Here is an 8,226-nt window from a genome sequence, read left to right on the forward strand (position 1 = left end):
GCGCCGCGCCGAGTTCAGGAACCGGACACCGGCCTTTCTCCCCCGTTTACCTCGCGGCACATTGACGGGCCATCACCCCGTCCTTAGCTTCATGGCGCAACCACCACGGCGGACACACAAGCGGAGGGAGTCGGTCTTGCGCCGACGCATTTGGGGAGCCGCGTTCATACTGGCCGTCTGCGCGGGGGTCACCCCCGTCGCCGCGGCCCACGCCGCGCCCGCCAGACCCGGGCCGCTCCCCCTGGAGCGGCTCTTCGACAACCGGGCCGTCAGCGACGACGCGCGCCCCGGTGAAGCGGACTTCGACGGCGCGGGCAGCTCCCTGTCCGCGCAGGATCTCACCGCGGCCGGCTGGACGCCCGGCCGCGCGATGGACATCGACCGGGCCCGGCTGACCTGGCCGCGGACCGCGGGGGCCGGACCCGACAACGTACGGGCGAACGGGCAGTCCGTGCGGGTGAGCGGACGGGGCGACGCGCTCGCGTTCCTGGTCGCCGGGACCGGCGGGGACGCGGCGGGCACCGGCGTCGTCCGGTACGCGGACGGCTCCCGCTCGACGTACTCCCTCACCGCGCCGGACTGGCGCACCGGGCCACTCGCCACCAAGTCGGTGGCGCTGCCGCACCGGAACACGGCGACCGGGCAGGTCGCCGAGAAGACCCGGCTGTACGCGGTGACCGTGCCGGTGCGCAAGGGCCGGCAGATCTCCTCCGTTGACCTGCCGAAGGCGAGCGGCGGGACGCTGCACATCTTCGGCCTGTCCGTGCGCGCGGCGACGTCCGGCTGGACGGGCAGCTGGTCGGCCTCGCCCGCCGGGTACACCGCGGTGGGTCCGTGGACGGACCGTACGATCCGGCTCGTCGTGCACACGAGCACGGGCGGGCCCAAGGTCCGCATCCGCCTGGAGAACACCTTCGCCGCGACGCCCGTGCGGATCGGGAGCGCTTCGGTGGCGGTGCAGGGGACGGGGGCCGCGGCGCGCGGGAAGCCGGTGCCGCTGACGTTCCGCGGCAAGACCGGCACCCAACTCCCGGCCGGCGGGCAGGCGTTCAGCGATCCGGTGGACTTCGACGTGCCGGAGAGCTCCAACCTCCTCGTGAGCTTCCATCTGCCGGAGCCTGTCACCGCGGCGCCCGTGCACAGCCAGGCCATCCAGCGCAGCTACGTGAGCACGACGGGCGATCACGCGACGGCGGCGGACGGCTCCGCGTACAGCTCGACGATCTCGTACTGGCCGCTGCTCACCGGTGTCGACGTGGGCGGTGGCCCCGGTTCCGTGGTGCTGCTCGGCGACTCCATCACGGATGGCGTGAAGTCGACTCTGGACGCGAACCACCGCTGGCCCAATGTGCTCGCGACGCGACTGCTCGCCCAGTCGAAGGTGCCGCACTACGGGGTGCTGAACGAGGGTATCTCCGCGAACCGGGTCGTCACCGACCGCTATCCCGGCGACGGGCTCTCCACCGACACGGGCGGCGTGAGCGCGCTGCACCGCCTCGACCGCGATGTGTTCGCGCAGACCTCGGCGAAGACGGTCGTCGTCTTCCAGGGCGTCAACGATGTGCGCTGGGGTGCGAGCGCCGCGCAGGTCGAGGCGGGGCTGCGGGAGATCGTGGCGCGGGCGCACGCGCGGGGCCTGAAGGTGATCGGGGCGACGATCACGCCGTGCGAGGGCGAGGCCCTGTGCACGGCGGCCGCCAACGAGCAGCGGGAGGCGGTCAACGCCTTTGTGCGCAGCCCCGGTTCGGGCTTCGACGGGTTCCTGGACTTCGACGCCGTCGTCCGCGACCCGGCCCGTCCGGCGCGGATGCTCCCCGCCTACGACAGCGGGGACCATCTGCATCCCGGCGACCCGGGGTTGAAGGCGCTGGCCGACTCGATCGACCTGGAGATCCTCAGGCCGTAGCGTCCACCGGCTTGCGGGCGATCAGGACGGCCTGCCGGCCCTGCGTCGCCCGCTCGTACTCCTCGGGCTCGCGGACCAGTTGGGCCTCCACCGGGAGCCCGGACTGCTCCACGAGCCCGGCGACGTGCTCCGGGTCCAGCCAGTAGACGTCCAGCGAGAGGTCGTGGCCGTAGGCGTGGTCGAGGTGGCGCAGCAGGTCGCCCACCTTGAAGCCGAGCAGCAGATGGCCGCCGGGGGCGAGGACGCGGTGGAACTCGGCGAAGACCGTGGGCAGCAGCTCCGGCGGCGTGTGCACCGTCGAGTACCAGGCGACGACGCCGCCGAGCGAGCCGTCCGGCAGGTCGAGGCCGGTCATCGTGCCCTCCTCGAACCGGAGTCCGGGGTGGGCGCGACGGGCCTCGGCGACCGTCTTCGGCGAGAGGTCGACGCCGAAGGCGGACAGGCCGAGCGAGTCCAGATGGGCCGTCACATGTCCGGGCCCGCAGCCGAGGTCGGCCACGGGCCCGCCGCCCGCCCGCTTCACCCGCTCGGCGAAGACGCCGAACATCGCGTGCGCGTACAGGTCCTGCGGGAAGAGCGGGGGCACGATCTCGGCATAGGCGCCGGCCGCGGTGTCGTAGGCCAGTTGGGTCGAGGTCAGGTACGTCGTCAGATCCGTCACGGGCGCAGACGCTAGTGCCTGCCACTGACAATCGGCCCGGCCGCCCTCAGACGTCGAGGTCCACCACGACCGGCGCGTGGTCGGAGGCGCCCTTGCCCTTGCGCTCCTCGCGGTCCACATAGGCGTCGGAGACGGCCTTGGCGAACGGCTCGTTCCCGTAGACCAGGTCGATGCGCATGCCCTTGTTCTTCGGGAAGCCGAGCGCGCGGTAGTCCCAGTACGTGAAGGGGTGGTCGTACTTGAGGGGGCGCGGCACGACGTCGCTCAGGCCCGTCTCGCGCAGTGCCGTGAGCGCCGCGCGCTCGGCCGGGGTCACATGCGTCGCGCCGTCGAACAGGGAGATGTCCCAGACGTCGTCGTCCGTCGGCGCCACGTTGTAGTCGCCCATCACCGCGAAGGGCCGCGAGCCCGCCGCGTCGCCCGCGACCGCCGCCTTCAGGGCCTCGAACCACTGGAGCTTGTACGCGTAGTGCGCGTGGTCGACCTCCCGCCCGTTCGGCACGTAGACCGACCAGACGCGGACCGGGCCGCAGGTCGCGGAGACGGCGCGGGGCTCCTCCGCCCCGTCGTAGCCGGGGTCGCCGGGGACGCCCTTGACCACGTCCTCCAGGCCGACGCGGGAGAGCAGCGCCACCCCGTTCCACCTGCCGGTCGCGTTCACCGCCGACTCGTAGCCCAGCTCCCGCAGCTCCTCCGTGGGGAACTGGTCCGCCGAGCACTTGGTCTCCTGGATGCACAGCACGTCCGTGCCACTGCTCTCCAGCCAGGCAAGGAGGCGCGGCAGCCGCGCGGTGATCGAGTTCACGTTCCAGGTAGCAATGCGCATGTCCCACAACCTACCCGGCACCACTGACAGCGTGACGCGCCCGCCGGGGCCGGCCCGCGTGCCGGGCGCCGCACCACAGATAGACAGGCAATCTTGCAAGTTTTTCTGTTAGACAGTTAGCCTGCCGAACATGACGATCAACACCCCGCTCGACGAGCGCCCCGCCCTCGTCCTCATCGACCTGCAGAACGGCATCCTCGGCCTGCCGACCGTGCACCCCTCCGCCGACGTCCTCAAGAACGGCGCCAAGCTCGCCGAGGCCTTCCGCGCCAAGGGCCTGCCGGTCGTGCGCGTGAAGGTCGCCTGGTCGCAGGACGGCGGCGACCTGCCGACCGGCCGGGCCGCCGCGGGCGCCATGACGCAGGCGCCGCCGCCCGCGTTCTCCGAGTTCCCCGACGAGCTCGGCCCGCTCGGCGACGACATCGTGATCACCAAGCGGCACTGGGGCGCCTTCACCGGCACCGAGCTGGACCTCCAGCTGCGCCGCCGCGGCGTCACGCAGATCGTGCTCTGCGGCATCTCGACGTCGATCGGCGTCGAGTCCTCCGCCCGCTCCGCGTGGGAGCTGAGCTACAACCTCGTGCTCGTCGACGACGCCACGACCGACACGGACGCCGACTCCCACGAGCACAGCTTCGGCAAGATCTTCCCGCGCATCGCGGAGATCGGTTCCACGGACGAGGTTGTCGAACTCCTCAAGAAGTAGCCCTCGGAGCCCTAGAGCCCTCAGACCTGCGCCGAGCCGCCCGGGGCCAGGCGCAGGTGCTCCGTGCCGCCCAGTGCGCCGATCTGGCCGTCGTAGATCGGCCGGGCGAGGTCCGTGAGCAGCGCGTCGTGGATGTCGTACGCGCGGCGCGGCTTGACCTCGCGTACGTAGTCGATCACTTCGGCGATCTTGTTCCAGGGCGCCATGACGGGCAGCATCAGCGTCTCCACCGGGTGGTCGGGGACGGTGAGGGCGTCGCCGGGGTGGAAGACCGTGCCGTCGTCGACGAGATAGCCGACGTTCGTGATGCGCGGGATGTCCGGGTGGATCACCGCGTGCAGCTCGCCGTGCACCTGGACGTCGAAGCCGGCGGCCGTGAACGTGTCGCCGTGGCCGACCGTGTGGACGCGGCCGGGGAAGGCCGCCGAGAGCTGGTCCGCGACCGACTTCAGGGTCCAGATGTGCGCGCCGGAATTGGCTTCAAGGCCGGCGCGCAGCCGGTCCTCGTTGAAGTGGTCGGGGTGCTCGTGCGTCACGAGGATCGCGTCGGCGCCGACGGCCGCGTCCTCCTCGGAGAATCCGCCCGGGTCGATGACGAGCGTCTGCCCGTCCTTCTGGAGCCGGACGCAGGCGTGGGTCTTCTTCGTCAGCTTCATACGTCCCATCCTGCGCCCGCTCCCGGGCGGTTTCAGCCCCGCCTCACTCCTGCGGCGTGGTCTCCTCGCGGATCACCTGCTGGGCGACCTTGAACGCCGCGTTCGCGGCCGGTACGCCGCAGTAGACGGCGGTCTGCAGCAGGATCTCCTTGATCTCCGCGGCCGTGAGGCCGTTGCGCAGCGCCGCCCGGGTGTGGAACACCAGCTCGTCGAGGTGGCCGCCCGCGACCAGGGTCGCCAGGGTCACCGAGGAGCGCGTACGGCGGTCGAGCCCGGGGCGCGACCAGATCTCGCCCCACGCGTAGCGCGTGAGGAACTCCTGGAAGTCGCCGGAGAAGTCGTCGGCGGTGGCCAGGGCCCGGTCCACGTGCGCGTCGCCGAGGACCTCGCGGCGCGTCTTGAGGCCCGCGTCGTGCGGGTCGGGCCGGGTCGCGGCCTCCGGCTGCTGCGCGGCCGCTATCTCCGCGCGCGGCGGGGCCGACGGGGGCGGCGGCGCGATGACCGGCTTGACCGGGGCGGCCTGGATGGCGGTCTGCCCGGTCTTCTCGTGCGCGGCGGGCCAGGCCGAGGTGAAGTGCCGTACGAGGAGGTCGGTGACGGCCGCGGGCTGTTCGACCGGGGCGAGGTGCGATGCGCCGGGCACCACGGCGAGCCGGGCGTCCGGTATGCCGGCGACCAGCGTGCGGGCCTCGGCGGGGCCCGTGACCTGGTCCTCCGAGCCGACGAGGACGAGCGTCGGCACGCCGATGTCGCTCAGCTGCTCCCGGACGTCGAAGCCCGCGAGCGCCTCGCACGAGGCGATGTAGCAGCCCGGGTCCGTCGTGCGCACCATCTGTACAGCCCAGTCCGTGATCGCGGGCTGCGCGGTGGCGAAGCCGTGCGTGAACCAGCGCTCGGGGGCCGTACGGGCGATGGGGTCGAGGCCGTTGCTGCGCACGATGACGCCGCGCTGGCGGAACTCGTCGGCGGTGCCGAACCGCGGCGAGGCCGCGATCAGGGCGAGCGACGCGACGCGCTCCGGGTGGCGCAGCGCGAGCTCCGCGCCGATGGCGCCGCCCAGCGAGCAGCCCGCGTAGCCGAAGCGCTGGATGCCCAGCTCGTCGAGCGTGGCGAGCAGCCGGTCCGCGAGCGCCTCGACGGAGCCCGCCGGGTGGGCGGGGGAACCGCCGTGCCCTGGCAGGTCGAAGCGGAACACCCGCCAGTGCTGGGCCAGCTCGGGCACCTGGCGGTCCCACATGTGCCACGTCGTGCCGAGCGACGGGCCGAGGATGAGCACCGGGGCGGAGTCGTCGTCACGGCCGTCGAATCGGTACTGCAGGCGCGGGGTCTTCGTGTCACTCACACCCGCCACGCTAGCCACTGTGTCTGAGCCATCTGGTGGCGGGTCCCCACAATGGACGTGACGTGTTCACTCCGGGTTCCCGGTGTGGACCAGGCGTGGGGGCGGCGTGAAGAGCGGACGCCCGTGTGCCGGTCCGGTGCCGGAGTCGATCATGGATGCGTCGTCGACACCACGTAGACCATGGGGTGGTCCGGGTTGGAGCGGTTCACCACGACGGTCTGGGTCGGCGACGGGTCCTCCTGCTCGTGCGTGAGGCCGTACCAGGGGCCCGGCCCCGTGAAGTCCCAGCCCGCGACCTTCTGGTCCCGCTCGCTGATCGCCATGTCGTCCGTCGCCAGGTCGCCGACCGTGTATCCGGCGTCGACCTCCTCCAGGAACTCGTCGAGGCCCTTGTTGCTGGTGAGGAACTGCGCGTACAGGCGGCTCACCTTGTAGTTGTTCGTCTCGTAATAGGCGACGTTGCGCGAGTGCGAGGGGACCGGGATCTGGTACAGGCGGCGCTGCACCTTGGACGGCCAGCCGACGGTGAGGCCGGTCGCCGAGTACTTCGCCTCCTTGTCCTTGCCGCTGTCCCGGCTCTGGCCCGCGGAGATCACCAGGTAGCCGGCGGGGATGCCGATGAGCAGCACGATGGTCAGGAGCGTGAGGACGCGGCGTCGGATCACATGGCCGCGGGCCTCGGCCGGGCGCGGCTCTTCGCCCGCGGACGGGGGCTGGCGGGGCACGGTCATGGCTGGATTTCCTGTCACTTTCTGCGGCATCTGCGGCTGACCTGGCCCTAGCCCTGCTCGGCCCCGTCGACGGGCGCGCCCGTCGAGGTGCGGGTGCGGGCGTAGCGCTCGTACCGCTCGTGGCGCTCCACGCGGCGGCGCTTGGCGCGGCGGAAGCGGCGGGCGACGAGGCGGGCCAGGTCCGCGGCGCCGACCATGCCGGCCTCGGGGCCGAGCTGGGCGCGGGCGATGCGGGCCTCGGGGCGGTAGCCGCGGCCGGTGAGCTGGCGCTTGAACGCGTCGCGGGCGGGCGCGATCAGCAGGTCGTCCGCGGCGCTCACACCGCCGCCGATGACGAAGCACGACGGGTCGAGGGCCGCCGCGAGGTTCGCTATGCCGACGCCCAGCCACTGGCCGATGTCCTGGAGCAGCTCGACGCACATGGCGTCGCCCTCGCGGGCCAGCTGCGTGATGAGCGGTCCGGTGATGTCGGGGATGTGCCCCTGGACCCGCTCGATGATGTTGTACGCGACCGGGGAGTCGGCCGCCGCCAGCTCGCGGGCCTCGCGGACCAGGGCGTTGCCGGAGCTGTACTGCTCCCAGCAGCCGCGGTTGCCGCACGGGCAGCGGTGGCCGCCGGGGACGACCTGCATGTGCCCGAACTCGCCGGCGACACCGAACTTGCCGCGCTTGACCTGCCCGTCCTCGAGGATGGCGCCGCCGATGCCCGTCCCGAGCGTGATCATGACCAGGTGGTCCTCGCCGCGCCCGGCGCCGAAGCGCCACTCCGCCCAGGCGGCGGTGTTGGCGTCGTTGTCGACGAGCACGGGGACCGCGAGGCGGCCCGCGAGGCGGTCCCTCAGCGGTTCGTTGCGCCACGACAGGTGGGGCGCGAACAGGACGCGGTTGCGATCCGCGTCGACCCAGCCGGCCGCGCCGATGCCGACCGCGTGCACGTCGTGCCGGTCGGAGAGGTCGAGCACCAGCTCCGTGATCGTGTCCTCGACGACCTTGGGGCTCTTGGACTTGTCCGGGGTCTCCGTGCGGAGCGTCTCCAGGATCGTGCCGTCCGCGTCGACGACGCCGGCCATCACCTTCGTGCCACCGATGTCGATGCCGACGGTAGGTACGCGCGGTGCCGTCGTGTGCGAGCGGCGCTCGCGGGTGCCGACCGTCCGCAGGACGGTGGCCCGTGCGCTGCCACGGTGTGCGAGGTCGCGGTAGGTGCTCATTGCGGCGATTCTGCCTCACGCATCGGCTCCGCCGCATACCGGGTTTTCCGCCACGCCGGGGTGGGGCTCACCCCGGCACGGCGCGCCCGCCGGGCCACGCGGTGGCTGCGACCTGGCGTCGCGGCGAGTCCCTGTTGCAGCCGCCCGGCCCCCGCTCGCGCAGTTCCCCGCGCCCCTGAAAGGGGCG

8 protein-coding genes are annotated in these 8,226 nt (G+C 72.4%); 2 read left to right on the forward strand and 6 right to left on the reverse strand.

The window, feature by feature from the left end; all coding sequences use genetic code 11:
- The first annotated feature begins 91 nt into the window (after positions 1 to 91).
- Positions 92 to 1,906: an SGNH/GDSL hydrolase family protein gene (locus ACFV9W_RS29325; RefSeq protein WP_385766605.1), complete on the forward strand. Its 1,815-nt coding sequence runs from the start codon at positions 92 to 94 to the stop codon at positions 1,904 to 1,906.
- Here the strand turns inward: ACFV9W_RS29325 and ACFV9W_RS29330 are convergent.
- Together ACFV9W_RS29330 and ACFV9W_RS29335 are read right to left on the reverse strand one after the other, a co-directional pair.
- Positions 1,896 to 2,567, reverse strand: a complete 672-nt coding sequence (locus tag ACFV9W_RS29330) for a class I SAM-dependent methyltransferase (protein ID WP_385766608.1) — start codon at positions 2,565 to 2,567, stop codon at positions 1,896 to 1,898. The genes ACFV9W_RS29325 and ACFV9W_RS29330 overlap by 11 nt on opposite strands.
- Before the next feature lie 46 nt (positions 2,568 to 2,613).
- Positions 2,614 to 3,393: an exodeoxyribonuclease III gene (locus ACFV9W_RS29335; protein WP_385766611.1), complete on the reverse strand. Its 780-nt coding sequence runs from the start codon at positions 3,391 to 3,393 to the stop codon at positions 2,614 to 2,616.
- 130 nt (positions 3,394 to 3,523) lie between these two features.
- Here ACFV9W_RS29335 and ACFV9W_RS29340 point away from each other — a divergent pair, with 130 nt between their 5' ends.
- Positions 3,524 to 4,099, forward strand: a complete 576-nt coding sequence (locus tag ACFV9W_RS29340; RefSeq protein ID WP_385766614.1) for a hydrolase — start codon at positions 3,524 to 3,526, stop codon at positions 4,097 to 4,099.
- Between the two features lie 20 nt (positions 4,100 to 4,119).
- Here ACFV9W_RS29340 and ACFV9W_RS29345 read toward each other — a convergent pair whose 3' ends face one another.
- From ACFV9W_RS29345 to ACFV9W_RS29360, 4 genes are all read right to left on the reverse strand, one after another.
- Positions 4,120 to 4,755, reverse strand: a complete 636-nt coding sequence (locus tag ACFV9W_RS29345; RefSeq protein ID WP_385766617.1) for an MBL fold metallo-hydrolase — start codon at positions 4,753 to 4,755, stop codon at positions 4,120 to 4,122.
- Between the two features lie 43 nt (positions 4,756 to 4,798).
- Positions 4,799 to 6,097: a 4-carboxymuconolactone decarboxylase gene (pcaC, locus tag ACFV9W_RS29350; RefSeq protein ID WP_385766619.1), complete on the reverse strand. Its 1,299-nt coding sequence runs from the start codon at positions 6,095 to 6,097 to the stop codon at positions 4,799 to 4,801.
- 149 nt (positions 6,098 to 6,246) lie between these two features.
- Positions 6,247 to 6,828, reverse strand: a complete 582-nt coding sequence (locus ACFV9W_RS29355; protein WP_385766622.1) for a sugar kinase — start codon at positions 6,826 to 6,828, stop codon at positions 6,247 to 6,249.
- A 47-nt stretch (positions 6,829 to 6,875) separates the two neighbouring features.
- Positions 6,876 to 8,039, reverse strand: coding sequence for an ROK family glucokinase (locus tag ACFV9W_RS29360; RefSeq protein WP_385766625.1), 1,164 nt, complete (start codon positions 8,037 to 8,039; stop codon positions 6,876 to 6,878).
- Between the last annotated feature and the right edge of the window lie 187 nt (positions 8,040 to 8,226).

The organism is Streptomyces sp. NPDC059897, from assembly GCF_042730865.1.
Classification (GTDB): domain Bacteria; phylum Actinomycetota; class Actinomycetes; order Streptomycetales; family Streptomycetaceae; genus Streptomyces.